This is a genomic window from Streptomyces sp. NBC_01276 (assembly GCF_041435355.1).
GTDB lineage: Bacteria > Actinomycetota > Actinomycetes > Streptomycetales > Streptomycetaceae > Streptomyces.
Window position 1 is genome coordinate 443005 of sequence record NZ_CP108444.1, and the last position, 23571, is coordinate 466575.

The 23571-nt window shown below is 72.9% G+C and carries 24 protein-coding genes; 8 read left to right on the forward strand and 16 right to left on the reverse strand.

The genetic code is table 11. The features are described from left to right. Positions 1-93: 93 nt before the first annotated feature. The 3 genes from OG295_RS41395 to OG295_RS41405 all read right to left on the reverse strand — a co-directional run bounded on the left by OG295_RS41395 (position 94) and on the right by OG295_RS41405 (position 2482). Positions 94-363, reverse strand: a complete 270-nt coding sequence (locus tag OG295_RS41395; protein WP_331733609.1) for a phosphopantetheine-binding protein — start codon at positions 361-363, stop codon at positions 94-96. A gap of 173 nt (positions 364-536) precedes the next feature. Continuing rightward, complete coding sequence (locus tag OG295_RS41400; protein ID WP_266845283.1) at positions 537-1358, reverse strand: AfsR/SARP family transcriptional regulator; 822 nt, start codon at positions 1356-1358, stop codon at positions 537-539. Positions 1359-1660: 302 nt separating this feature from the next. Then, on the reverse strand, positions 1661-2482 hold the full coding sequence (locus OG295_RS41405; RefSeq protein WP_331733713.1) for an AfsR/SARP family transcriptional regulator: 822 nt from the start codon (positions 2480-2482) through the stop codon (positions 1661-1663). A 1182-nt stretch (positions 2483-3664) separates the two neighbouring features. Between OG295_RS41405 and OG295_RS41410 the strand changes: the two genes are divergently transcribed. Beyond that, a complete protein-coding gene (locus OG295_RS41410; protein ID WP_331733613.1) occupies positions 3665-4663 on the forward strand; it encodes a ScbA/BarX family gamma-butyrolactone biosynthesis protein in 999 nt (332 codons plus the stop codon). A 10-nt stretch (positions 4664-4673) separates the two neighbouring features. On the opposite strand, the gene OG295_RS41415 is transcribed toward OG295_RS41410, so the two are convergent. Then, complete coding sequence (locus OG295_RS41415) at positions 4674-5522, reverse strand: SDR family oxidoreductase (protein WP_331733616.1); 849 nt, start codon at positions 5520-5522, stop codon at positions 4674-4676. Positions 5523-5664: 142 nt separating this feature from the next. Between OG295_RS41415 and OG295_RS41420 the strand changes: the two genes are divergently transcribed. Continuing rightward, positions 5665-6339, forward strand: coding sequence for a ScbR family autoregulator-binding transcription factor (locus OG295_RS41420; RefSeq protein ID WP_331733618.1), 675 nt, complete (start codon positions 5665-5667; stop codon positions 6337-6339). Here the strand turns inward: OG295_RS41420 and OG295_RS41425 are convergent. Then, positions 6279-7829 (reverse strand): FAD-dependent monooxygenase, encoded by a 1551-nt coding sequence (locus OG295_RS41425; RefSeq protein ID WP_331733621.1) that lies wholly within the window; start codon positions 7827-7829, stop codon positions 6279-6281. The two genes, OG295_RS41420 and OG295_RS41425, sit on opposite strands and share 61 nt — an antisense overlap. An 83-nt stretch (positions 7830-7912) precedes the next feature. On the opposite strand from OG295_RS41425, the gene OG295_RS41430 reads away from it, so the two are divergent. Next, complete coding sequence (locus tag OG295_RS41430) at positions 7913-8386, forward strand: GNAT family N-acetyltransferase (protein WP_331733623.1); 474 nt, start codon at positions 7913-7915, stop codon at positions 8384-8386. Between the two features lie 14 nt (positions 8387-8400). Here the strand turns inward: OG295_RS41430 and OG295_RS41435 are convergent, their stop codons facing one another. Together OG295_RS41435 and OG295_RS41440 are read right to left on the reverse strand one after the other, a co-directional pair. After that, positions 8401-9393, reverse strand: coding sequence for an AraC family transcriptional regulator (locus OG295_RS41435; RefSeq protein WP_331733625.1), 993 nt, complete (start codon positions 9391-9393; stop codon positions 8401-8403). Between the two features lie 29 nt (positions 9394-9422). Beyond that, positions 9423-10316, reverse strand: coding sequence for an NmrA family transcriptional regulator (locus OG295_RS41440; RefSeq protein ID WP_371681556.1), 894 nt, complete (start codon positions 10314-10316; stop codon positions 9423-9425). A gap of 118 nt (positions 10317-10434) precedes the next feature. On the opposite strand from OG295_RS41440, the gene OG295_RS41445 reads away from it, so the two are divergent. The 3 genes from OG295_RS41445 to OG295_RS41455 are packed head-to-tail and all read left to right on the forward strand — an operon-like array spanning position 10435 to position 12393. After that, positions 10435-11301 carry an alpha/beta hydrolase gene (locus tag OG295_RS41445; RefSeq protein WP_331733628.1) on the forward strand — a complete coding sequence of 289 codons (867 nt, stop codon included), beginning with the start codon at positions 10435-10437 and terminating at the stop codon, positions 11299-11301. An 11-nt stretch (positions 11302-11312) separates the two neighbouring features. Then, positions 11313-11816: an FBP domain-containing protein gene (locus tag OG295_RS41450; protein WP_331733631.1), complete on the forward strand. Its 504-nt coding sequence runs from the start codon at positions 11313-11315 to the stop codon at positions 11814-11816. Between the two features lie 31 nt (positions 11817-11847). Then, positions 11848-12393: a flavoprotein gene (locus tag OG295_RS41455; protein ID WP_331733634.1), complete on the forward strand. Its 546-nt coding sequence runs from the start codon at positions 11848-11850 to the stop codon at positions 12391-12393. 21 nt (positions 12394-12414) lie between these two features. Here the strand turns inward: OG295_RS41455 and OG295_RS41460 are convergent, their stop codons facing one another. The 9 genes from OG295_RS41460 to OG295_RS41500 form a co-directional block, all read right to left on the reverse strand. Next, on the reverse strand, positions 12415-12921 hold the full coding sequence (locus OG295_RS41460) for a DinB family protein (protein WP_331733719.1): 507 nt from the start codon (positions 12919-12921) through the stop codon (positions 12415-12417). Positions 12922-12963: 42 nt separating this feature from the next. Continuing rightward, a complete protein-coding gene (locus OG295_RS41465) occupies positions 12964-14148 on the reverse strand; it encodes an epoxide hydrolase family protein (protein WP_331733637.1) in 1185 nt (394 codons plus the stop codon). Positions 14149-14191: 43 nt separating this feature from the next. Beyond that, positions 14192-15013 carry an AfsR/SARP family transcriptional regulator gene (locus tag OG295_RS41470; RefSeq protein ID WP_266845304.1) on the reverse strand — a complete coding sequence of 274 codons (822 nt, stop codon included), beginning with the start codon at positions 15011-15013 and terminating at the stop codon, positions 14192-14194. A 211-nt stretch (positions 15014-15224) separates the two neighbouring features. Further along, positions 15225-15950, reverse strand: coding sequence for a ScbR family autoregulator-binding transcription factor (locus OG295_RS41475; protein ID WP_331733644.1), 726 nt, complete (start codon positions 15948-15950; stop codon positions 15225-15227). A 48-nt stretch (positions 15951-15998) separates the two neighbouring features. Then, complete coding sequence (locus tag OG295_RS41480; RefSeq protein WP_331733647.1) at positions 15999-16874, reverse strand: AfsR/SARP family transcriptional regulator; 876 nt, start codon at positions 16872-16874, stop codon at positions 15999-16001. Between the two features lie 238 nt (positions 16875-17112). Next, complete coding sequence (locus tag OG295_RS41485) at positions 17113-17715, reverse strand: ScbR family autoregulator-binding transcription factor (RefSeq protein WP_331733649.1); 603 nt, start codon at positions 17713-17715, stop codon at positions 17113-17115. Between the two features lie 371 nt (positions 17716-18086). Continuing rightward, on the reverse strand, positions 18087-19337 hold the full coding sequence (locus tag OG295_RS41490; protein ID WP_331733653.1) for a cation:proton antiporter: 1251 nt from the start codon (positions 19335-19337) through the stop codon (positions 18087-18089). A 78-nt stretch (positions 19338-19415) separates the two neighbouring features. Beyond that, a complete protein-coding gene (locus OG295_RS41495) occupies positions 19416-19598 on the reverse strand; it encodes a hypothetical protein (protein ID WP_371681557.1) in 183 nt (60 codons plus the stop codon). A 729-nt stretch (positions 19599-20327) separates the two neighbouring features. Continuing rightward, positions 20328-21092, reverse strand: coding sequence for a TetR/AcrR family transcriptional regulator C-terminal domain-containing protein (locus OG295_RS41500; protein WP_331733655.1), 765 nt, complete (start codon positions 21090-21092; stop codon positions 20328-20330). A gap of 92 nt (positions 21093-21184) precedes the next feature. Here OG295_RS41500 and OG295_RS41505 point away from each other — a divergent pair, with 92 nt between their 5' ends. Next, positions 21185-22423: an FAD-dependent monooxygenase gene (locus tag OG295_RS41505; protein ID WP_331733658.1), complete on the forward strand. Its 1239-nt coding sequence runs from the start codon at positions 21185-21187 to the stop codon at positions 22421-22423. A gap of 258 nt (positions 22424-22681) precedes the next feature. Continuing rightward, on the forward strand, positions 22682-23374 hold the full coding sequence (locus OG295_RS41510; protein WP_331733660.1) for a ScbR family autoregulator-binding transcription factor: 693 nt from the start codon (positions 22682-22684) through the stop codon (positions 23372-23374). The last annotated feature ends 197 nt before the right edge of the window (positions 23375-23571 follow it).

Sequence of the window (23571 nt, forward strand, 5' to 3'; positions counted from 1 at the left end):
CAACGCTTGACGCAGAGTCTGTCTGTATCCGCCGGAGTCCCCTTGGAATGCCGCTCGATTTCCGCCCGCGGCCCGCCCCGCCGGTACCCGCGATCACACCGCGGCGGCGGCCCGGCTGCGCAGGACCTGGTTGACGCACCGCAGGAAGCTCCTCGGCGTGTCCGCCAGTTCGAGCAGCTCACCGTCGAGGAGTACGTCGTACCTCCGCTCGATGGAGCCGATGGCCTGCAGGACGGAGAGCGAGTCGTAGCCGAGCTCGTCCCAGTACAGGTCCTGCACGTCCTCGCTCAGCTCCGCGCACTCCTCCTCGCCTCCCCAGATCCGCAGGATGCGGGCCAGCTCCGTGAGCTCCAGCCGGTCCATGGCTTGCCTCTCCCCTCGTCCACCGGGGCGTCGGCGCACACCGGGTCGCGACGAGCCTGGTCCCACCGGATGGAGAGCCGCTCACGCCGTCGCCCAGCCGCGCTGGAGCCGTCGACGCGCGCCCTGCCACGGCCCCGCCGTACCCGGACCGCCGCCCCGGGCGACCCGCTGCGTCAGGCCGCGTAGAGGTCGAAGGTCGAGCTGCGGCGCGGGCCCGCGGCCACGTCGAGCGCCGGGTCCACCCGGAGCATCGCCTGGTGCAGGCGCTGGAGCTGCTGCGAGGGTTCCACGCCGAGTTCACCGATCAGCCGGGCCCGGAGCCTTCGGTACACGTCCAGCGCGGTGGCCTGCCGTCCGGACCGGTACAGCGCGACCATCGCCTGCGAGTGCAGCCCCTCGTGCTGCGGGTTCCTGGCCATCAGCTCGGTGAGCTCGGCGAGGAGTTCGCTGTGCCGTCCCAGGCGCAGGTCCACGTCGATGCGCCGCTCGGTGGTGACCAGCCGGCTCTCCGCCAGCCGCAGCACCTCGATCTCCAGGATCGGCCCGACCTTGACGTCGACGAGGGCGGGTCCCTGCCACAGGTCGAGGGCCTTGCGCAGCATCTGCGCCGCGCGTTCGTCGTCGCCCTCGTCGAAGGCGCTCTGGCCACCGGCCACGAGGGCCTCGTACGCGTGGACGTCCACCGACTCCTGCGGGATCTGGAGCAGGTAGCCTCCGTGCCGGGTCGCGAGCACGTCCTTGGCCGTGCCGGGGGCGCCCGGTCCCATCGCGGTGCCCAGTCTGCGGCGCAGCTGCAGGATGTACGTCTGCAGGGTGGTGAGGGCGCTCTCCGGGAGCTTGGTCCCCCAGATCTCCTCCATCAGGGTCGGTACGGGCATCACCCGGCCCGGGTAGAGCGCGAGAAGCGCCAGGATCTGACGCGGCTTGCCCGCCGTAGGAACGATCGATGCCCCGTTGACCTCGGCACTCAACGGACCCAGAACCTGAATCTCCACGGTCTCCCGTCTCCCCTCCGTTATTTTGTCGAGATACTCACGGTTTTCAGTATTCGACCCGATGACGGTAAGGCAGCCCAGGGCGGCATCACCGCGTTCTCAAGCCGACGTCGAGCAGACCTCCGAAGGGGGCGAACAGCCGCGGGATTCGAAACGCCGTCTTCCGATTGGCTGCCAGAACCCCTGTTCAGCCCGCAGATCAGTTCGGTCGCTTCTGTTCCGCTTGCCTGATGCGCAAATTCGTTCCGCGGATTTCCGGAAGGTTCCGGAAAGGAGTGGGCAAATGATCTTCAAATGATCCGTCAGCCCACTCGGGCGAGCCGCTTGCGGGCCGTCTCCGGGGATTCCGCCGGGCTCTCGGGGCCGCTCATCAGGATCGACCGCTGGAGACTGCGCAGGGCGGAGGACGGCTCGATGCCGAGCTCGCGGACGAGGGTGGCGCGCAGCCGCTGGTAGACGCTGAGCGCCTCGCCGCGGCGGCCGGAGCGGTGGAGGGCGAGCATGAACTGCCCGTGCAGGTTCTCGTGGATGCGGTAGCGGCTGGCCAGGACGGTCAGTTCCGCGAGCAGTTCGCGGTGCCGGCCCAGGCGCAGGTCGGCCTCGATGCGCTGGTCGAGCGCGCACAGCCGGGTCTCCTCCAGGCGCCGCGTCTCCATGTCCAGCTGGACACCGCCCTCCACGTCGGCGAAGGCCGGCCCGGACCAGAGCGCCAGCGCCTCGCGCAGCAGCCGTGCGGCACCGGGGAAGTCGCCCGCGTCCATCGCCCGGTAGCCCATTCCGGCCAGCCGGTCGAATTCGCGGACGTCGCTGGTCCCGCCGGCGCTGCTGAGCATGTAGCCGCCGGGCAGCGTGACGAGCACGTCCTTGGGGGTCCGCGTCCCGTCGGTGCCCTCCAGCGCGGTGGCGATCAGGCCGCGCAGCTGGAGCACGTAGGTCTGGAGCGTCGTACGGGCACTGCGCGGCGGCTGCTCGCCCCACAGTTCCTCGATCAGCGCGGACACCGGGACCACCTGGTCCGCGTGGAGCGCGAGCAGGGCCAGCACCTGACGGGGCTTGGCGGCGGTCGGCGTGATGGAGACCCCGTTCTCCCGCACGGTCAGTGCGCCCAGTACATCGATGTCCACGCCGTACTCCCCTGCTTCGTCCATGGATGAGCCCTCGACTTTCGCTGGAATGAGCAAAAAACAGCCGGGCCGGTTTGTCAATACCAAACCGGCTGTACCGTTTTTCGCCCCCTACCGACCGCATCAACCCCTGAAGCGCACCCCCTGAACTGGGACTTACCTGGCCAGAAGGCCGACGCCAGGCCTCCCCAGGGGCCCGGAAGGCAAGAAGAGTCGCCCCGAGAGGGGTACCCGGCCAGCCACGAAACGGCCGAGAACCGACCATGTGGTTGGCTCGCACGCCCCTGCGGCCCCTCCGCACCGACCGCCCCGCCGCCAGGTTCAGACCGCAGAAGGGCATCACCGCGCCACTGGCGCGATCAATACAAACCGCTTTAGCGGTTTGCTCACCGGCATTCGCGCTCAGCAGTCACTGGAACGACACCGGAGCCCCGCCGGAACACCGCTCGAACCTCAGGGCCGCCCGCTCCGCCGACGGGCCGGTACCCGGCGCACTCCGGCCCGCGGACCGGCCGCCGCCAGGCCGGTCCGGCGGCGGCGCCGGCCCGCGCCGGTCCGCCTCCCCCCTCGCGACCGGTGGCCGGATCGGCGGCGGGCGGGCTCCGCCGCACGCCCCCGCGGGCCGACGACATATGCAGGAATCTTCACGTGGGCAAACGGTGAACGAAACCCGTGGGGCGACACACCCCGCCCGCGACCCACCCGGCGGCCACGCCCCGCCGCCCGCATCGGCGGCACACCGGCCCCGGAACCCGCGCACCACCCGTGTACTGCGGGGGTCTGTGCACGGAGGGGCCCGCGCGTCACCCGCCCCGAACCCCTACCGGTGCCACGGGGACCGACGGGCCCGCGGGGGGCGGGGAGCCGGCCCGCGACCCGCGCGCAAACCGGGGCTCCCCATGCGAATCGGCCATTCTTCGTCCCCGGGGGTTCACCGGACGTCCGACAACCGGTCCACGCGCCCCGAGGGGCCCCCTTGAGATGCTTCAGTGCGAGTGGCGGAGACCCGACGCCGGATGAGGGGTGGCGGCACGGACGGTAGGGGGAGGTACGAGTTGCCGGAATCTCACCTTCCGTATTTTTCATGGCCAAGGGTCGCGATCCCTCTGGATAAAAAACCGGTTGGTATATATTTTTCTCGCAGTCACACCTGTAACCGGCCAGCGCTGCCTAGGGGGAACAATGAGCGCGAGCACGTTTCAAGTCGAGCGCACAGCGGGCTACGAACCGGCCTGGCGGACGACCACCCCTCCGCTCGGACAACGGGGTAACCGCTTCACCTCGCTCACCTCCACCGTCCCGAAGGAATTAGTGCACCGTGCCTCGGTCGCCGAAGTCCTTCTCACCGACTGGGAACGGGTCGACCACAGCCGATTCGCCGTCAGCGCGCAGTGGCCCCGCTCCCACAGCTTCTTCACGCCCATCGCGGGCGCCTACCACGACCCCCTCATGTGCGTCGAAACGATTCGGCAGATCGGCAGCCTGCTGGGCCACGCCGAATACGGAGTCCCTTTCGGCCAGCACTTCCTGCTGTGGGACCTCAGCGTCACCGTCGTCCCCGAACACCTCCAGGTCAGCAGGACCCCCGCCTCCCTCGACATCGACGTCAGCTGCACCGAGGTGAGACGGCGCAACGGTGACCTGGGCGGCCTGAACTACGAGGCCGTGGTCCACCGCGCGGGCCACGTCGTCGCGACGGGACGCGTCTCCTACACCTGCACCACTCCCGCCGTGTACCGGCGCATACGCCCGCCGCACACCCTGCTGCCCGGCCACAAGCCGCTGCCCCTGACCGCTCCCGTCGCACCGCAGAGCGTGGGACGGATCTCGCCCACCGACGTGGTCCTGTCACCCACCGGTACACCGGACCGCTGGCAGCTCCGGGTGGACTCCCTCCACCCCATCCTCTTCGACCACCCGGTCGACCACGTTCCGGGCATGGTGCTGCTGGAGGCCGCCCGGCAGGCCGCGTCGGCCGCCCTGGGCCGCTCCTCCCTCCTGCCGCTCAACATCTCCGGCGATTTCAAGCGCTACGCCGAACTCGACGTGCCGTGCTTCATCGAGGCCGAACGCCTGCACGACGGCGCGCCCGGAGGGGAGGAGACGGTGGTCGTGACGGGCCACCAGGACGGCCACCTCGTCTTCGGTTCCACCGTGACGGCGGCCCCGTACATCGGCTGACGGGTGCCCCTCAGCGCGGCCCGAAGGCCGCCAGGTGCTCCCCGGCCCACTGCCGGAACGAACGGGCCGGCCTGCCCAGGACGTCCTGAACCGTACTCCCCACCCCGGCCTTGGCCCCGGCACGCTGCCGCTCGGCGCTCTGCAGCAGTGCCTCCGCCACGGCCGCTGGATACCGCGCCCCCCACACCGCGCGGGCCTGCTCCGGGTCCCACTCCTCGAACCGCAGCGGCCGGCCCAACAGGTCGGACAGCTGGGCCGTCTGCTCCACCGCCGAGAGCGCCCGGGGTCCGGTCAGCGTGTGTACGCGCCCGGTGTGTCCCGGCTCGCCGAACGCGCGCACGGCCACCTCCGCGATGTCTCCCGGATCGACGCAGGCGTTCGGCGACGTCCCGTACAGGCCCCGCACGACACCCTCCGCACGTACCGGACCCGCCCAGGAGAGGGCGTTGGACATGAAGGAACGCGGGCGCAGCAGCGTCCACTCCATCCCCGATCCCCGCAGGACCTCCTCGTTCTCCCGCTGCCAGCGGGTGATGAGGTCATCCGCCCGGCCGTCCCCGACGGCGGCGGCGGAGAGCTTCACCACGTGCCGCACCCCGGCCGACCGCGCGGCCGCCAGGAACCGCGCGTCGTCGTCGCGGCCGACGCGGCTGGTCACCAGGAAGGCGGTGTCCACCCCCCGCACGGCCCGGGCGAGCGAAGCGGGGTCGTCGTAGTCCCCGTGGACGGCCTCGACCGTCGCCGGTCCGGCCACGACACGTTCCGGTTGCCTCGCCATGGCCCTGACCGCCGGCCCTGAACCGATGCGGCGCAGTACCTCCCGTCCCACCGTCCCGGTGGCCCCCGTCACGAGAATCATGGTGCTTCCTTCCGGTCATGTACGCGCCCTCCGGCGCGTACGGGGTTGGCGTGAGAGTTACCCGCTGTAAGATACGTACGGGACGGACGGTTTGCATCAGGGCTTCCGACGCTCCGAGAATCCTGTGAGGGAAGGAGCCACAGTGGCTGAGCAAATTCGAGCCATCCGCACACGCCAGGCGATCCTCGGCGCGGCGGCCAAGATCTTCGAGGAACGCGGCTACCAGGCGGCCACCATCTCCGAGATCCTTGCGGAGGCGGGAGTGACCAAGGGAGCCCTGTACTTCCACTTCCAGTCGAAGGAGGACCTGGCCTTCGGCGTGCTCAACGCGCAGAACCAGAGCCTCGTCGTCCCCGACCGCGCGATCAAGATGCAGGGGATCGTGGACATCGTCATGCTGCACACCCACCGCCTGCAGACGGACCCGATGGTCCGCGCGGGCGTGCGGCTGACGATGGACCAGCTGGCACAGGGCCTCGACCGCAGCGGCCCCTTCCTCGCCTGGGCCGTGCCGATGCGCGAGGGCCTGGAAAGGGCCCAGAGCCAGGGCGAACTGCTCCCCCAGATCGATCCGGCCGAGACCGCCGACGTCATCGTCGGCACCTACGCCGGCATCCAGTCCATGTCGCAGGCCCTCACCGAGTACGAGGACCTGGTGGTCAGGGTCACCGCGCTCATGCGCCACCTGCTGCCGAGCATCGTGCAGTCCTCCGTCCTCACCTCCCTGCACCTCGGAGAGAACCGCGGGGCCGAGGTCTACGCCGAGGCCGTCCGGGCGATGGAGATCTCGCAGGCCCGCGAAGACCTCGCCAGCTGATCCGCGCCGCCCACGGCCGCGCGCACCCGCGGCCCGAAGTACCAGGACAGGGCGTCGGCCAGCCGGCCGCCGTCCTGTGACCAGGCGATGTGGCCGTCGGGACGCACCAGCAGCGCCTCGTACGGCATCGCCGGGGTCGGCTGTGCGTGCACCACGCGCACGGTGTCCGACCACGGGCGCGCCTCTTCCCCGTGGCGGCCGGCCGGCTCGCCGAAGAGGAGGAGGAGCGGGCCTCCCTCCCGCAGGAGCCCGATCAGGTCGGTCTCGCCCGCCCGCGTGAGGATCCGCGCGTTCGGCGGGAACCGTCCTTCGGACCCGCAGGGCCGGCCCGTGTGGGCGGGCAGCACCGTCCCCTGGCCACTGATCATGTCGCCGATCCGCCCGCCGTCCCGGTCCGCGGCCAGGAGCCCGGTGAACACCTCGCGCAGCGCGTCGACTTCGGCCCCCTGCCGCATCAGCGCGAGCTGTGCCCGCGTGTTGTCGACGACCCCCTGTGCCGCCGGCCTGCGTTCGAGGTCGTAGGTGTCCAGCAGGCCCGCACCCGCCGTGCCGCGCACGGCGAGGGCCAGTTTCCAGCCGAGGTTGAGGGCGTCCAGCACCCCCGTGCTCAGCCCCTGGCCGCCGATGGGGAAGTGCAGGTGCGCCGCGTCGCCCACCAGGAAGACGCGTTCCGCGCGGAAGGTGCGGGCCAGGCGCGTGAAGTCGCTGAACCGGCTGATCCACCGGGCCCCTTCCATCGCGACGTCGCGCCCGGCGATCCGGGACACCTCGCGCTGGAGCTCCTGCGGCGACGGCTGCGCCTCCCGGCCCGCGTGGGCGCCGGAGCAGTCGACGGTACGGATGTGCGTCTCGCCCGCGGGCGTCCGCTTGGAGACGATCCAGCCGCGCGGAGTCCGCAGCCAGCCCTGCTCCAGGTCACCGGGGTCCCGCAGCCGTGCCAGGCCCACCAGGGCCGACACCGTGGCGGGAGTGGCGTCGGAGTCGATGCCCGCCAGGTCGCGGACCGTACTGCGGGCCCCGTCCGCCCCGACGACGTAGGCGGCGGAACAGGCAGCCGTCCCCTCCGGCCCCTCGACGGTGAGCCGCACGGCGCCGTCCCGCTGCGTGACCCCCGTGACCCGGTGCTCCCGCAGTACCCGCGCGCCCGCCGCCAGCGCCCGTGCCTCGAACCGGCGCTCAAGCTCGGCCTGGGGGCGCTTGAGGATCGGCTCCGGCTCCGTCTCGGGCACGGTGATGAGCAGTTCGTGGATGCCGGCGAAGTGGAACCGGCCCGCGGCCGTACCGGCGGACGCCGGTCCCACGTCCGGCGGGAGGTGCCCGCGCCGGGCCAGGCTCTGTACCGCGCGGGCGTGGAGGGTGGTGGCCCTGGGCCGCTCGCTGATCTCCGCCCGCGCCTCCAGTACCAGCGTGTCGACCCCGTACCCGGCCAGCTCGGCCGCGACCAGCAGACCGACCGGCCCTCCGCCGACGACCACCACTTCAGCGCGCACGCCGTCCCCTCTCCCTCACCCGGCGAGGAGAAAATATACCGGCTGCCCCGTTCTTTTCAATGACCGGACCGTAGGATCACCACATGATCAGCTCTTCGCTCCGTCTGGTACCGGTCACCCCGGCCGACTTCGAGGCCGTGTGCGCCGTGCGGGTGCACCCGCACCAGGAACACCTCGTCTCCCCCGTCCAGAAGTCGCTGGCCGAGGCCTACGTCCACGGGGACACCGCCTGGCCGCGGGCCCTGGTCGACGGTGACGAGGTCGTCGGCTTCGTCATGGCCTTCCTCGACATCGTCTGGGACCCGGCGAAGGACCCGGAGCACCGCCGTTCCGGCCTGTGGCGCCTGAACATCGCGGCCGGCCACCAGGGCAAGGGGTACGGCAGCTTCGCGGTGGGGGCGGTCCTGGAGGAACTCCGCCGTCGCGGCACCGGGCGGGCGTACGTCTGCTGGGACACCGGCGAGGGCACCCCCGAGCCCTTCTACGCAGGCCTCGGCTTCCGCCACACCGGCGAATTCAGCGGCGGCCAGACCGTCGGCGTGCTGGACCTGGTGTAGCCGCCCCGGATCCGTCAGGCCAGCACCACCGTGGCCGAAGTCCCCGCGGGCACCGGCGAGGTGCCCGCGCGGAACTCCTGCGGGCTGATCCCGCGCACCCGCTTGAAGGCCGTCGACAGCGCGAACGCGCTCCCGTAGCCGACCCGGCGGGCCACCGTCGCCACCGTGGCCTCCGGCTCGCGCAGCAGGTCGGCGGCCAGGGCCAGCCGCCAGCCCGTCAGGTACGCGACCGGCGGCTCCCCGACGAGCGCGGTGAACCGGCGGGCCAGCACGGCCCGCGACACCCCCGCCCGCCGTGCGAGTTCCGCCACGGTCCAGCCGTGCGCGGGGTCCTCGTGCAGCAGCCGCAGGGCGACCCCGACGACCGGATCGCCCTGCGCCCGGTGCCAGGCCGGTGCCCCCGAGCCGGGAGCGGCGAGCCACGCCCGCAGCACGCCGATCAGCAACAGGTCCAACAGCCGGTCCAGCACCAGCTCCTGGCCGGGCTCGTCACGGGCCGTCTCGGAGGCCAGCAGCCCGATCAGGGTGGCGTCGGCCGCCCCGGCCGGCCGGACCAGCACCGTCGGGAGCGTGCCCAGCAGCCGCCGCCCGACCTCGCTCGGGGCCTGGTAGGTGCCGCTCAGCAGCACCGCCGCCCCCGGCTCCTCCCGGGCGTCGCCCCAGGTCCGCACACCCCGCGCCAGGGTGTCCGTCAGGTCCTCGCCCTCCTCCGTGCTGCACCGCTGGTCCGGTCCCACCACGATCTGCGGGACGTCGGTGCCGGGGGTGCCGGGGCTGTCGGCGAGCCCGTACGGCGCGGGTCCCCGTACCACCGCCACGTCGCCGGGGCCGATCAGGACCGGCTCGCGGTCCCCGGGCAGCAGCCACGCGGACCCGCTCACCAGGGCGATCACCGACAGCGGGGCCCTGTCCTCGACCCTCAGGGACCAGGGCGGGTTGAGGACGGACTTGAGGATGAAGGCCCCGCGGGCCTGGGGCCCGTCCAGCAGGCCGGTCAGCGTGTCCATGCCTCCATCCTCCCTCCCCGCCGCGCCGCTCAGACGTCCCAGACGCCGGTCGCCGCCACCTCGCGGGCGTAGTCGGCGAAGTCCTTCGGCGCCCTGCCCAGCACCTCGCGCACCCCGTCGACCAGATGCGCGTTGCGTCCGTCCAGGATCACGGTGAACAGCTCCACGAACTCCTCGGGCAGACCGTTCTCGCGCAGCACCGCCCGGTACTCCTCCGCCGAGACGGGCACGTACGCGATCTCGCGCCCGGTCGCCTTCGACAGCTCGTCCGCCACGTCGGCGAGGGAGAGCAGGCGCGGTCCGGACAGCTCGTAGGTCCGGCCGACGTGCCGGTCGTCGGTGAGCGCGGCCACCACCACGTCGGCGATGTCCCCGGCGTCGACGAAGGGTTCGACGGCGTCGGCGACCGGCAGGGCGATCTCCCCCGCCCGTACGGAGTCCAGGAAGAAGCTCTCGTCGAAGTTCTGGTCGAACCAGCTGGCGCGGACGACGGTCCACTCGGCGCCCGGCACCTTCAGCCGGCTCTCGCAGAGCTCCGCGGACTCCTCACCGCGGCCGGACAGCAGCACCAGCCTGCGGGCCCCCGCGGCCACCGCCGCCGAGGCCAGGGCGCCGATCAGGTCGGGGGCACCGGGCACGGAGAGGTCCGGCTGGAAGGTCACGTACACCCGGTCCACCCCCTCCAGCGCGGCCCCCCACCCGGCGGGGTCGTCCCAGTCGAAGGCCGGCTCCCCCACGCGCGACCCGACCCGTACCGCGTCCCCCCGGTCCCGCAGCCGCTCCACGACCCGCCGTCCGGTCTTGCCGCGGCCCCCGATCACCAGGGTCAGCGCCGGCCGTCCCGCGTTCTCGTTCACGTCCCCGTCCACGTCCACGTCCACGTCCACGTCCCCGTTCACGTTCTCGTTCTCGTTCTTCGTCATGCACCCCAGTCAACCGCCGCCCATCGAGACGGAACATGGCCCAGAAGCTCACCTCCATGTGCGAGCGTCTCGCCGCAATCACTTCGACACCGCGCGCGAAAACCCTGATCATCCTGTGATGACCTGGACCGAACGCATCGTCATCCGGGACGGCGTACGCCTGTCCTGCCGCGACTGGGGCGGCAGCGGCACCCCCGTCCTCCTCCTGCACGGCCTCGCCGGCCACGCCGGGGAATGGGACGCCGCCGCGGCCCACCTGTCCGCCCGCCACCGCGTCATCGCCCTCGACCAGCGCGGCCACGGCGCCTCCGAACGCCGACCGGCCGACGTCTCCCGCGAGGCACACGTCGCGGACGTGCTCGCCGTCTCCGCGCAACTCGGCCTCGACCGCCCCGTGCTGGTCGGCCAGTCCCTGGGCGGCCACACCGCGATGCTGACCGCCGCCGCCCACCCCCGCCCGGTCCGCGCCCTCGTCCTGGTCGACGCCGGTCCGGCCGCCGCCGCCCCGGACACCCCCGCCACGATCGACGAGGGCCTCGGCTCCTGGCCCCTGCCCTTCCCCTCCCCGGACGCGGCACGGGAGTTCCTCGGCAGCGAGGCCTGGGCAGCGGGCCTGGAGCGCCGCCACGACGGCTGGCACCCGCGCTTCGACCGCGACGTCATGGTCGCCACGATCACCCCCCTCACCACCCGCCCCTGGTGGCCCGAATGGCAGCGCGTCGCCTGCCCCGCCCTCGTCGTCCTGGGCGAGCGGGGCATCATCCCGCCCGCCGAATCCGCGGAGATGCTGCGCCTCGCCGGCCCGGACACCACCCTGGTCTCGGTCCCCGGCTCCGGCCACGACGTCCACCTCGACCGCCCCGAGGTCCTGCACTCCCTGCTCTCCGGCTTCCTGGACGCCCTCCCCGGGGCTGACCCGGCCCCGCCGGAGGGGGCGGGCCCGCCCGCGCAAACCCGGGTGCGCGGCCCCCGCACCGGGTATTAGGGTCGACTCCCGTGGAACCGCTCAGTGAGATACAGATCCGCTCATCCTTCGTGAACTGCACCAAGGGCGAGGCCGCACGCCTGCGCCTGCCGCTGGACTTCGCCGAACTGCCCTGGCAGGACCTCGACTTCCTCGGCTGGGTCGACCCCGGCGCACCGCTGCGCGCCCACCTCGTGCTGCCCCGGGAGGGGGGTCCGGTCGGGATCTCCCTGCGCGTGCCCTCCGTGGGCCGCACCAGCGCCGTCAAGTCCAGCCTCTGCCAGATCTGTCTGACGGGCCACGCCTCCTCCGGGGTCACCCTGCTCGCCGCGCCCCTCGCGGGTGCCCGCGGCCGCGAGGGCAACACCGTCGGCACCTACATCTGCGCCGACCTCGCCTGCTCCCTGTACGTACGCGGAAAGCGCGTGCCGAAGCTGCGCACCACGCGGTACGAGGAGTCGCTCACCCTGGACGAGCGCCTCGCGCGGATGCGGGGGAACCTCGACGCCTTCACTTCCAAGATCACCGCGGGCTGAACCCGCGCGCGGAATGTGATCACATGACCGTATGACGAGGACTCTCTACCTGCTCTGCTCCGCCGCCCCGCCCGTGTTCGACGTGGCCCACGTGATCGAGGACGCCCAGTCACGCGGCTGGAACGTGTGCCTGGGCCTGACCCCGGCGGCGGCGCAATGGGTGTCCGGGAGCCTCGACGGTCTCGCCGCGCTGACCGGCAACCCCGTGCGCTGGCAGTACAAGATGCCCGGGGATCCCGACGTGTGGCCGCCCGCGGACGCCCTGCTGTTCGCCCCCGCCACCTTCAACTCGGTCAACGCGTGGGCCCTCGGCCTCACCGACCGCGTCGTCGTCGGCATCGCCGCCGAGGCCCTCGGCAAGGGCACCCCGGTCGTCGCCGTACCGTGCCTGAACGCCGCCCTCGCCGCGCACCCGCAGTTCGAGCAGTCCCTGACGGTCCTGCGCGGTGCGGGAGCCGAACTGCTCTACGGCGAGGGCGGGTTCGTCCCCGGCCCGGCCGGTCCCGACGCCCCGCCGCACTTCCCGTGGCAGACCGCCCTGGACGCCGTGGACCGGACCGGCACCGCCCAGGTCTGATCCGCCGCCGCGGGCCGGCCGCTACTCCCCGGTGACCCCGTCGATCGCCTCGCGCAGCAGGTCGGCGTGCCCGTTGTGCCGGGCGTACTCCTCGATCATGTGGGCCAGGACGTAACGCAGGGAGTACGTCTGGTCCCCGTGGTACCCCGGCACGTCCAGGGAGGCCGCGGCCTCCACCACGGCCCGCGACCGCGCGCAGGTCTCCTCCCAGATCGCGAAGGACCGCGCCGGATCCGCGTCCTCCACGTGGAACTCGGTCCACTCGCCGGCCTCGTTCCGCGGGAAGTATCCGCGCACGTCCTCGCCGCCCACCACGTTGCGGAACCAGCCGCGTTCGACCTCGGCCAGGTGCCGCACCAGCCCGAGCAGGCTCAGCCCGGACGGCGCGACGGCCCTGCGCCGCAGCTGCTCGTCGGTGAGGCCCGCGCACTTCATCATCAGGGTGTCGCGCTGGCGCTGCAGGAGGCTGGTGAGGGTGGCGCGCTCGTCGCCGTCCAGGACGGCCGGGGTCCGCTGTTCATCGTTCATCATCGGATGATCACACCCGCGCCGCTCCCCGCCCGGACGTTTTCACATGCCGGACGCGGCCAGGTCCCGGAAGAAGCTCCTGATGTCCCCCACCAGCAGCTCCGGCACCTCCATCGCGGGGAAGTGGCCGCCCCGGTCGTACGAGGTCCAGCGCACGACGGCGTCGGTGCGCGCGGCGACGTGCCGCAGCGGGATGAAGTTGTCCCGGGGGAAGTCGGCGAGGGCGGTGGGAGTGGCCGACACCTCGGGCGGCTGCCCGTAGTAGTCGGCGTGCGCCCGCTCCCAGTAGATCCGCGCGGCGGAACCGGCGGTGCCGGTCAGCCAGTACAGCATCACGTTGGTCAGCATCTGGTCCCGGTCCACCGGGCAGCTCGGGTCCGCCCACTCCGCGAACTTCTCCCCGATCCAGGCGAGCAGTCCGGTGGGGGAGTCGTTCAGCGCGTACGCGAGGGTCTGCGGCCGGGTCGCCTGGATGTCGGCGTAGCCCTGCCGTTCCCGCGCCCAGACCCGGTACCGCTCCCAGGAGGCCCACGTCCGCTCGCGCTCGGCGGGGCTCAGCGCCGCCAGTTCGGCCTCCGTGGGCTCGGCGGTGGCCCCCGCCCCGGGCAGCAGGTTCAGGTGGACGCCGCACACCCGCCCGGGCAGCAGCCGGCCCAGCTCCCGCGAGACGGCCGCGCCCCAGTCCCCTCCCTGGACCCCGTACGTCCCGTACCCGAGCCGCTCCATCAGCACCCCGAAGGCCCGCGCGACCCGCTTGAACTCCCAGCCGGGCGAGTCCGTCGGCCCGGACGGGCCGAAGCCGGGGATGCTCGGCAGCACGAGGTGGAAGGCGTCGGCCGGGTCCCCGCCGTGCGCCCGCGGATCCGTCAGCGGGCCCGCGACCCGCTGGAACTCCACGAACGAGCCGGGCCAGCCGTGCGTCATCAGCAGGGGCGTGGCGTCCGGTTCGGGCGAGCGCACGTGCGCGAAGTGCACGCGCGCCCCGTCGATGACGGTGGTGAACTGCGGCCACTCGTTCAGGCGCGCCTCGGCGGCCCGCCAGTCGTACTCCTCGCGCCAGTAGCGCACGAGCTCGCGCATCTCGCCCAGCGGTATCCCGTAGGCCCACCCGGCCCCGTCCACTTCGTCGGGCCAGCGCACGCGGCGCAGCCGCCCGTCGAGGTCGTCGAGCTCCTCCTGCGCCACGTCCAGCCGGAACGGTGTCAGTCCCTCACCGAGATCGTCCATCCCCCCACCCTGCCAGCCCGTCCGCCGGCGGGGCGTCCGGGGGTCAGGCCGCGTAGAGGTCGAAGGTCGAGCCGCGCTTGGGGCCCGCCGCCACATCCAGGGCGGGGTCGACCGTCAGCATCGCCTGGTGCAGCCGCTGCAACTGCGGCGACGGTTCGACGCCCAGGTCACCGATCAGCCGTTGCCGCAGCCGCCGGTACACGTCCAGCGCCGTCGCCTGCCGTCCGGACCGGTACAGCGCCACCATCAGCTGGGAGTGCAGACCCTCGTGCTGGGGCTGTCGCGCGGTCAGCTCGGTGAGTTCGGCGAGCAGTTCGGTGTGCCGCCCGAGCCGCAGGTCGACGTCGATGCGCCGCTCCACCGCGACCAGCCGGCTCGCCTCCAGCCGCAGCACCTCGATCTCCAGGACCGGTCCCACCCGTACGTCGACCAGCGCGGGCCCCCGCCACAGCGCGAGTCCCTCGCGCAGCAGGTCCGCCGCGACGCGGTCGTCTCCGGCTTCGAAGGCGCTCTGCCCCCGGCCCACGAGGCTCTCGTAGGCGTTCACGTCGACGGACTCCGGCGGCACCTGGAGCAGGTAGCCACCGTGCCGGGTCGTGAGGACCTCCTTGGCGCCGCCGGGCCGGCCCGGCCCCATCGCGGTGCCCAGCCTGCGGCGCAGCTGCAGGATGTACGTCTGGAGGGTGGTCAGCGCACTGGCGGGCAGGTCCTGGCCCCAGATCTCCTCCATGAGGGTCGGCACGGGCATCACCCGCCCGGGGTGCAGCGCGAGGAGGGCCAGGATCTGCCGCGGCTTGGCCGCCGTCGGCACGATCGAGTCCCCGTCGACCTCGGCACTCAACGGACCCAGGATCCGGATCTTCACGGTCTCCCCCTTCGTGGTTCCTCGCATCGCCCGATACCGCCGGGCTCCGGCCGGAGCCCGCTTCCCACACCCCGTGCGGGGTCCGCCCGCACGGCACGGCCCCCGGAACCCGGCGACCCGTAAGAACCACCGGACCCACCGGACCCACCGGACCCACAAAAGCCGGTCAGACCCGTGAGACCTTTCAGCCCTGTCAGACCTGGCAGACCTGTCAGACCCCGCTGCCGAGGAACTCATAGGCGCACACTCCGCCGCTCGCGGGCACCTCGCGGGCGTCCGTCCGGTACTCGACCGTCCGCGCCCGTCCCACCAGGCTCGGCAGCAGCAGCCCCCACAGGGCGGCCACCTTCCGGCGCAGCTCCCCGTAGGACAGCCCGGTTCCCGACAGCACCTCGATGCCGCAGACGGCCGCCGCCACCAGTGCCTCGGCGCTCTCCCACCGCTCGGCGGCCGAGAGCCCGTCGCCCCCGGCGCCGCCGTCGCCGGTCCCGTCGGCCGGTCCGCCGAGGGGCAGTTCCCCGGTGTCCCGCGCCATCCTCAACAAGTCGGACACCGTCGCCAGCCACGCGCCCTGGAAGTCCTGCTGCGCCGACTGGTGCCCGCCGCACTCCTTGGTGATCCGGAAACTCGCCGGGATCGCCGGTTCCTCGTGCAGCGTCCGCGCCAGCCAGTGGGTCGCGTCGATCAGCGCCTGCAGGGGTGATGCGCCGCTCTCGTTCAGCCCGCGCACCGCCTCGCGTAGCAGGCGGCAGCCCCGCCGCTGCACGGCGTCCGCGAGCTCGTCCTTCGAGGCGAAGTGGAAGTACAGCGCTCCCTTCGTCACCCCGGCCGCGCCCGCGATCTCGCCGAGCGTCGCGTTGGCGTATCCGCTGCGGTGGAACAACTCGGCCCCGGCGAAGACCAACCGCCTACGGGTCCGCTCCGACCTCTCCTGCACCGCTCCGTCTCCCTTCCGCTCCGCCCCGCCCCGCCCCGCTGCCCGGATTCAGGCGCGTACGAGCCGGTCCGTCCGCAGGCCGGTCCCGGCCACCGCGCCCACCGCCGTGGCCGTACCCGTCGTCTTGCCGGCCAGACCCGCGCTCTCCGGGCCCGCCATCAGGATCGACCGCTGCAACCGGCGCAGCGCGGTGGACGGCTCCAGACCCAGGTCCCGTACGAGCGTGGCCCGCAGCCGCTGGTACACGTCGAGCGCCTCACCGCGCCGCCCCGAGCGGTGCAGGGCGATCATGAACTGTCCGTGCAGGTTCTCGTGCGTGCGGTACCGGCTCACCAGCACCGTCAGCTCGGCCAGCAGTTCCCGGTGGCGCCCCAGCTTCAGGTCGGCCTCGATGCGCTGGTCGAGGGCGCACAGCCGGATCTCGTCCAGCCGCCGCGTCTCCATGTCGAGCTGCACTCCGCCGTGCACGTCGGCGAAGGCGGGTCCGGACCACAGGGCGAGCGCCTCGCGCAGCCGCTGGGCGGCGACCGGGAAGTCCCCGGCGTCCATGGCCCGGTAGCCCAGCGCCGCCAGCCGGTCGAACTCCCGAACGTCGCTGGTCCCGCCGCCACTGTTCAGCAGGTAGCCGCCGGGAAGCGTGACGAGCACGTCCTTCGCCGTCCGTGACCCGTCGCCCTGTCCCTCGCCCTCCTCCAGAGCGGTCGCGATCAGCGCGCGCAGCTGGAGGACGTAGGTCTGCAGCGTCGTACGGGCGCTGCGCGGCGGTACCGCGCCCCACAGCTCCTCGATCAGCGCCGACACCGGCACGACCTGGTCGGCATGGAGGGCCAGGAGGGCCAGGACCTGGCGGGGCTTGGGGGCGGTCGGCGTGATGGAGATTCCGTTCTCCCGCACGGCGAGTGCGCCCAGTACATCGATGTCCACGTCGTACTCCCCTGTCCTTGGATGAGTCGCAAGAGTCAGTAGAAAACAGGCCGGACGGTTTGTCAATATCAAACCGGCCATGCTGTTTTCGACCCGGCAAGATCGTGGCGCCGTTTGAAGATTCTTGTCTGACCTGCACTTTTGCATGCAGTGCACACATGTGTGACAGCTCGGAAGGCTTCGGCCGCCTCGCAACAGGGGTCATATAACACCCATCGGAGCTCAAAAATCAAACCATTCAGTCTGTTTCTTGGGGTCCTGCCGCGATCCCCGGCAGGACGACCGACCAGATCCGGGTCAGGGCGTGCGGCACGCCGGCCCCTCCGGCGTCCGCCGCACCCAGCACATCCAGCCCGGCCGTCACGGCCACCACCAGGCGGGCGGCGTCCCGCGCGGACACCCCGTCCGCCAGCAGCCCGGCCCGCGCCGCCGCCGCGAACGACTCCTCGACCCAGAGCAGCCACTGCCCGCGCAGGTCCACCCGGCTGCGGTGGGCGACGTCCGCCCCGAGCGCGAAGCCGGCCCGTACGAGCACGTCACTTACGCGCAGCCGCTGCAGCGCGTAAGTGGAATCGACCAGCACCCCCAGCGGATCACCGGCCCGCCCCGCCCCGCCCCCCACGCGGGTGATCGCCCGCACCGCCTCCGCGGCCCGCCCCTCGACGGCCCGCGCGAGGGCCGTCTTGCCGTCGAAGTGGAAGTTCAGCGCGCCGGGGCTCACTCCGGCCCGTTCGCTGATCGCGGCGATCGAGGCGGCGACGAAGCCCTCCTCGGCGAACACCTCCGCGGCCGCGCGCACCAGAGATTCCCGCGTGCGTGCCGCACGCTGCTGCTTGACCATGGGGGCTCCACACGCCGCATTCACCGCATCCGCGGTTCGCCCCGAGAGACAGGGGTACGAGATCGTCGCGGCAACGGTCGGCGCCGCCACCGGAGGCCGGGCGGACTCCCACCGGAGACCACCGCGCGCCCGCCGCCGGCCCCCGCCCCGGTACGGCCTTTTCCGGACACCGACACCACCCGACGCCAGTGCCGGCCCACCGCCCCGCCCCGCCCGGCGTGCCACCGCCCCGGCCGTGAACAGCGGCTACGCCACCGGCCGCCCGGACCGCCGGCCCTTCCGGGGGACCGGAACCGGCCCACCACCGAACGCCTGGTCTCCGACACCGCGACACGCGCCCTCCCGCGCCGCCACGTCCCCGGACGCCATGTTCACCCCGGCGTCCCGGGGCCGGCCCCCCGTACGCGGGACTCCGTGCTCCGCGCGCGCAGTGCCCTCACCACCGGTCCCGTCATCGCCGTGGTCACCAGGGTCATCAGCACCAGGACCGTGAACAGCTCCACACCGATCACCCCCAGACCGAGCCCGATGTCGAGCACCACCAGCTCCGTCACCCCGCGACAGTTCATCAGCGCCCCCAGCAACACGGCCTCCTCCCGGCTCCGCCCGGCCAGCAGCGCCGCGCCCGTCGCCCCGCCCCACTTCGCCACGACGGCCACCGCCGGCACGACCGCCGCCCACAGCCAGACCCCGCCGCCCCCCAAGGCCCCCACATCGGTGCGCAGCCCGCTGCCCACGAAGAACAACGGCAACAGCACCGGCACCGCGAACTCCCGTATCCGCTCCGCCGCCCGCTCGACCTCCTTCACTCCCCGGGGCACCACCGCCCCGAAGACGAAGGCCCCGAACAGCGCGTGGACCCCGAGGACGTCGGTCGTGTACGCCGCGAGGCAGAGCCCGCCGAACAGCCCGGCCAGTACCCCGCCACCACCGGCCCCGTTCGACCGCCGCCCCAGGGCCCGGGCCAGCAACGGCCGCACGCCCCACCACATCCCCGCCGCGAACGCCCCGGCCGCCAGGGCCCGTCCCGCCCCGGCCCCCGCCCCGCCGCCGCCCGCCACGGCCACCACCACCGCGAGCAGGCACCAGGCGACCACGTCCACCACCGCCGCGCAGGCCATCGCCAACGCCCCCACCGGCGTCCCGTACAGGCCCTGCTCGGTGAGGATCCGGGCCAGCACCGGAAAGGCGGTCACGCTCAGCGCGACCGCCACGAACAGCACGAACTCCGCCCGCCCCACCCCCTCCGGCGCGAAGGACCCGTACAACCCGAGGGCCAGCAGAGCCCCGAGCGCCCAGGGCACCCACACGCCCGCCTGACTCACCAGGACCACCGCGCGCCCCTGCCCCCGCAGCAGCCCGAGGTCCAGCTCCAGCCCCACCAGGAACATGAAGGCGACCAGCCCGAGGTCCCCCAGCACCCCCAGAGTCGGCAGAACATCCCCCGGCAGCAGCCACCGTTGCCCCTGCGGCCACACCCACCCCAGCAACGTGGGCCCCAGCAGGATGCCCACGGCGATCTCCCCGACCACCGCCGGCTGCCCGACCCGGCGCGCCCCGGCACCACCCACCCCGCACGCGAGCACCACCACCGCCACGGCGACCAGCACATCACCCGCCACAGCCCCTCACTGCCCGGCTCCCCCCGCCGAAAACAACCCGGCCCCCGACTTCGGAAGGTCGTCACCGTTCGGATGCCGTCAGCCGCGGCCGTCCCACGTCTCCACGGAGAACCGGGCCTCGCGCGCGGCCCACACGTACACAGCGAGCTCCTCCGGCCCGAGGCCTCCGCCGCAGCCGATGACGCATCCCGTGCCGCGACGGCGGTCGGCGTCATGCCGGGGGAACCGGATGCCGACGAAGGCCACCGCGCGCCCCTCCACCCGGACAGGGTCACGACCCCCGGGGCAGGCACACCGCCGGTCACCCCGGCCCTCGTACCGCTCCTCGCTCACATACGGCTGCCCGGTCTCGCCGTACTCCAGGCGCGGAAGGCCGTCCCCGGCGTACGAACGGCACCTCACCGTCCAACTCCGTCACCACCTGCCGCGGATCCGCCCCGCACCGGAGCGTCCCGCCCCCTTCCAGCGGCGGCCGCCCCCGTCAGCCGCCCCGGCCACGCCCCGGGCCCTGCTCCCGCTCCCGCTCCCGCTCGGCCCCGTACGGATCCTCCGCCGACTCGGCGCGGCCGAGCGGGGCACCGGCACCGGCACCGGCACCGGTGATCGGCCGGTCCCGGTCCCCCCGCCGCACGTATGAGCCGCAGCTGCGCCGCGTGGTCGGCGAGGTCCCGCTCCTGCGCCAGGACCACCCGGCCCCCGGCGACGAGCGGCATCAGCAGCTCGGTGCACCGCGTACGACAGCCCCGCTCCTCCGCGATCCCGACGGGCATCCCCATACCGCCGCCTCGGGACCGCCGCTCCGGTCCACCCGCACCGTGGCCCGTACAGAGCCGCCCAGCCCGGCGCGCCCGCGCCCCAGGCTCCCGGTTCTGCCGAAACACCCGGCCCTCCACCCTCCATCCGCACGCCCCGGCCCTCCATCCGCACGCCCCCGGCTCCCCGGCCGATGTCCCGGTCGGGCCCCTCGGACGGATGACGCCCCGACAACTCTCAGGCCCCGGTCCCCCGCGCGGCGACCAGCAGCCCGATCCCGTCGAGGATCCGCTCCAGCCCGAAGTCCAGCGCCTGGTCCTGCCCGCCCTCCCGCGCGACCGATGCCAGCGCGGCCCCGAGCGCCGGGAAGTCGGCCCCCCGCAGCCGTATCACCTCCCCCAGCACCGCCCCGAGTTCCACGTCCGGCCCACCCCCGGCAGCGCCCCCCGGTCCCCCGCCCGGCACCGCCCGCTCCTGCTCCGCGATCCCCCGGACGTGCCCGGACACCAGCACCACCGCGTCCATCGACTCGGACCCGGTCAGCCCGCACCCCTCCAGCGCCGCGAGCGCACGCTCCAGCCACCCCACCTCCCGCGGCCCCACGGCCCGCGCCCCCACCGTCGCCCGGAGCAGCCACGGATGCGCCCGGAACGCGGCGAGCAACTCCCGCGCCCACGCCCCCAGCCGCTCCCGCCAACCGCTCCCGGCCCGCTCCAGCGCGGCGTCGAGTCCCGCGGCCGGATCCGGCATCGCCGCCTCCGCCATCAGCGCGACCAGTTCCGCCTTGCCCGGCACGTACCGGTAGAGCGCCATCTTGGTGACCGCCAGCTCCGCGGCCACCCGTTGCATGGACACCCCGCCCAGGCCCTCCGCGTCGGCGATCCGCACACCCGCCCCCGCGATCCCCTCCAACGTGAGCCCGCGCCGGGGCCCCCGGGCCGGCGGCCCCGGCGGCGGCCCCCACAGCAACCGCACCGCCGGGCCCCACTGTTCGTCCGCCATCGGATCCCCTTGCACTCGCACCAAAACTGCGTCTACCGTACACAAAGCAAAAAAGTATCCGTCGGACACAATTATTTGCCCCTGGAGCCCCCGTGCCCACACCCACCCGCACCGTCCTGATCTCCGGCGCGAGCATCGCCGGCCCGGCCCTCGCCCACTGGCTCGGCCGCCACGGGTTCCGCCCCACCGTCGTCGAACTCGCCCCCGCACTGCGACCCGGCGGCCGGGCCGTCGACTTCCGCGGCGAGACCCACCTCACCGTCCTGGAGCGCATGGGAATCCTCGACGAGCTGCGCCGGGCGCAGACCGGCGGCACCACGATGACCTTCGTCGACGCCGGCGGCCGCGAACTCCTCCACCTCCCCGCCTCGTTCGCGGGCGGCGACATCGAGGTGCTGCGCGGCGACCTCGCCCGCATCCTGTACGCCTCGTCCCTACCCACCACCGAGTACGTCTTCGGCGACTCCGTCACCGGCCTCAGCGAGACCCCCACCGGCGTGGACGTGACCTTCCGCCACGCCCCGCCCCGCACCTTCGACCTGGTCATCGGCGCCGACGGCCTGCACTCCACCGTCCGCCGCCTCGCCTTCGGCCCGGAACGCCGGTACGTCCGCCACCTCGGCTACTACGCCGCCACCTGGAGCCTCCCCCGCGAACCGGACCTGCCCCCCGTCATGAGCCTCCCCCTCGACCCGGCCCCGACCCCCGTCACCACGGAGGCCCCCCACACCTCCGCCACCATCGGCCTCAACACCCCCGGCCGCCTCGCTGGCATCGGCACCTCTCCCTCGAACCCGACCCGGGCGCACGCGTTCTTCCTCTTCGCCTCACCGGAACTGCGGTACGACCGCAACGACCCCCTGCCCCAGAAGGCCTTGGTCAGGGAGGCTTTCGACGGCCTCCCCTGGCGGGTGCCCCACCTCCTCGACTCCCTCGATGCCGCCGAAGACCTCTACTTCGACTCCATCAGCCGCGCCGACGTCGGCACCTGGTCCACCACCGGCGGGCGGATCGCCCTCGTGGGCGACGCCGCCTGCGGCGCGACGATCGGCGGCATGGGCACCGGTACCGCCCTCGTCGCCGCCTACGTCCTCGCGACCGAGCTGGCCCGCTCGCCCGAGGACCCCCGCTCCGCTTTCACCCGCTACGAGTCCCTCGTGCGCCCGTACGCCGAGCGCTGCCAGAAGGGCGGCGACCGTACGGGCCCCTTCCTGGCACCCGCCACCGCCTTCGGCCTACGGCTGCGCAACACCCTGCTCGGCCGGCGCCGCTGCCTGGAGTGGATGCTCCGACAGGGCCGAAGGGCAACCACCCTTCCCCTCCCCTCTTAACGGCGTTAACGCCCTGACCATTAACGCCGTTAACACCCACCCCCCTCCGCGGCGTTAACGCCGTTAACGCCGCTAACGCACCTCACCACCTCACCCCACCAAAAAGGAACAACGCAAACCGCCCCGCACCCTGCCAAAACCCCTCTCCATACCTCCTTAAAAGTACTGGTCGACTGGTTTTCTTCCGCCGAAGCCCACTAGATTGATCATGTACCGCCGGACGGATCCGGCGTCGGAAGAGGAGAGGCAGAGGCAGACGTGGCAAGGGTCAGGCAAGAACGGGCCGAGATCACCCGACAGGCGATCCTCGACGGTGCGGCCATCGCCTTCGACCGCTCCGGCTTCGGCGGCACCAGCCTCAGCGACGTGGTCAAGCACGCCGGAGTCACCAAGGGGGCCCTCTACTTCCACTTCCCGTCCAAGGAAGCCCTCGCCCGCACCCTGATGGACGAGCAGTTCCAGGTGTCCCAGGACGTCCCGGTCATCGAGGACCCGGGCCTCCAGACGGTCATCGACCTGACCCACCAGATGGCGGCCGGGCTGCGCTCCAACGTCCGCATCCGCGCCGGGATCCGCCTGGTCATCGAGTTCGGCTCGTTCACGCACCCCGACCCGTCCCCGTACAACGCCTGGATCGACACCTGCGTCCACTGCCTGACGCCGGCCCGGGACCGCGGTGACCTCATGCCCTCGCACGACATACAGGACCTGTCGACCTTCCTCATCGGTTCGTTCACCGGAATCCAGGTCACCTCGCACGTCCGCACCGGCCGCGAGGATCTGCACGCCCGGGTCGTGGACCTGTGGAACTACCTCCTCCCGGGCATCGTGCCCGCCCGGCGGATGCACCTCTTCGACCCGTCGGGCTCCCACGCCTGCCGCGCCGAACTCGGCCTGCCCACCGCTGCGGCAACTCCTGTCGCCCCGGCCACCCCGGCCGCGACCGACTGACAACTGCCGACTGCCGCCCGACGACCGGCTGACGACCGACAACCGCCTCCAGGGCGGCCCCGCACACGCCGTGGCGATCCACGGGGGTGCTCGCTACGGCGGGTGCGGGGCCGCCCTCTCGCGCGTCCGGACCCTCCCAAGCCCCTCCCCGCCGCTCTCTCCACCCATTTCGTTAGCAAAACCCAAGCGTGGCGCCC

What these genes read in the sequence shown, in the direction of transcription:
- OG295_RS41395 (WP_331733609.1), bottom strand. Translation starts at nt 363, where the DNA reads ATGGACCGGCTGGAGCTCACGGAGCTGGCCCGCATCCTGCGGATCTGG.
- OG295_RS41435 (WP_331733625.1), bottom strand. Translation starts at nt 9,393, where the DNA reads ATGGACACGCTGACCGGCCTGCTGGACGGGCCCCAGGCCCGCGGGGCC.
- OG295_RS41415 (WP_331733616.1), bottom strand. Translation starts at nt 5,522, where the DNA reads ATGATTCTCGTGACGGGGGCCACCGGGACGGTGGGACGGGAGGTACTG.
- OG295_RS41485 (WP_331733649.1), bottom strand. Translation starts at nt 17,715, where the DNA reads ATGGTCAAGCAGCAGCGTGCGGCACGCACGCGGGAATCTCTGGTGCGC.
- OG295_RS41455 (WP_331733634.1), top strand. Translation starts at nt 11,848, where the DNA reads ATGACGAGGACTCTCTACCTGCTCTGCTCCGCCGCCCCGCCCGTGTTC.
- OG295_RS41410 (WP_331733613.1), top strand. Translation starts at nt 3,665, where the DNA reads ATGAGCGCGAGCACGTTTCAAGTCGAGCGCACAGCGGGCTACGAACCG.
- OG295_RS41460 (WP_331733719.1), bottom strand. Translation starts at nt 12,921, where the DNA reads ATGAACGATGAACAGCGGACCCCGGCCGTCCTGGACGGCGACGAGCGC.
- OG295_RS41440 (WP_371681556.1), bottom strand. Translation starts at nt 10,316, where the DNA reads ATGACGAAGAACGAGAACGAGAACGTGAACGGGGACGTGGACGTGGAC.
- OG295_RS41465 (WP_331733637.1), bottom strand. Translation starts at nt 14,148, where the DNA reads ATGGACGATCTCGGTGAGGGACTGACACCGTTCCGGCTGGACGTGGCG.
- OG295_RS41430 (WP_331733623.1), top strand. Translation starts at nt 7,913, where the DNA reads ATGATCAGCTCTTCGCTCCGTCTGGTACCGGTCACCCCGGCCGACTTC.
- OG295_RS41445 (WP_331733628.1), top strand. Translation starts at nt 10,435, where the DNA reads ATGACCTGGACCGAACGCATCGTCATCCGGGACGGCGTACGCCTGTCC.
- OG295_RS41500 (WP_331733655.1), bottom strand. Translation starts at nt 21,092, where the DNA reads ATGGCGGACGAACAGTGGGGCCCGGCGGTGCGGTTGCTGTGGGGGCCG.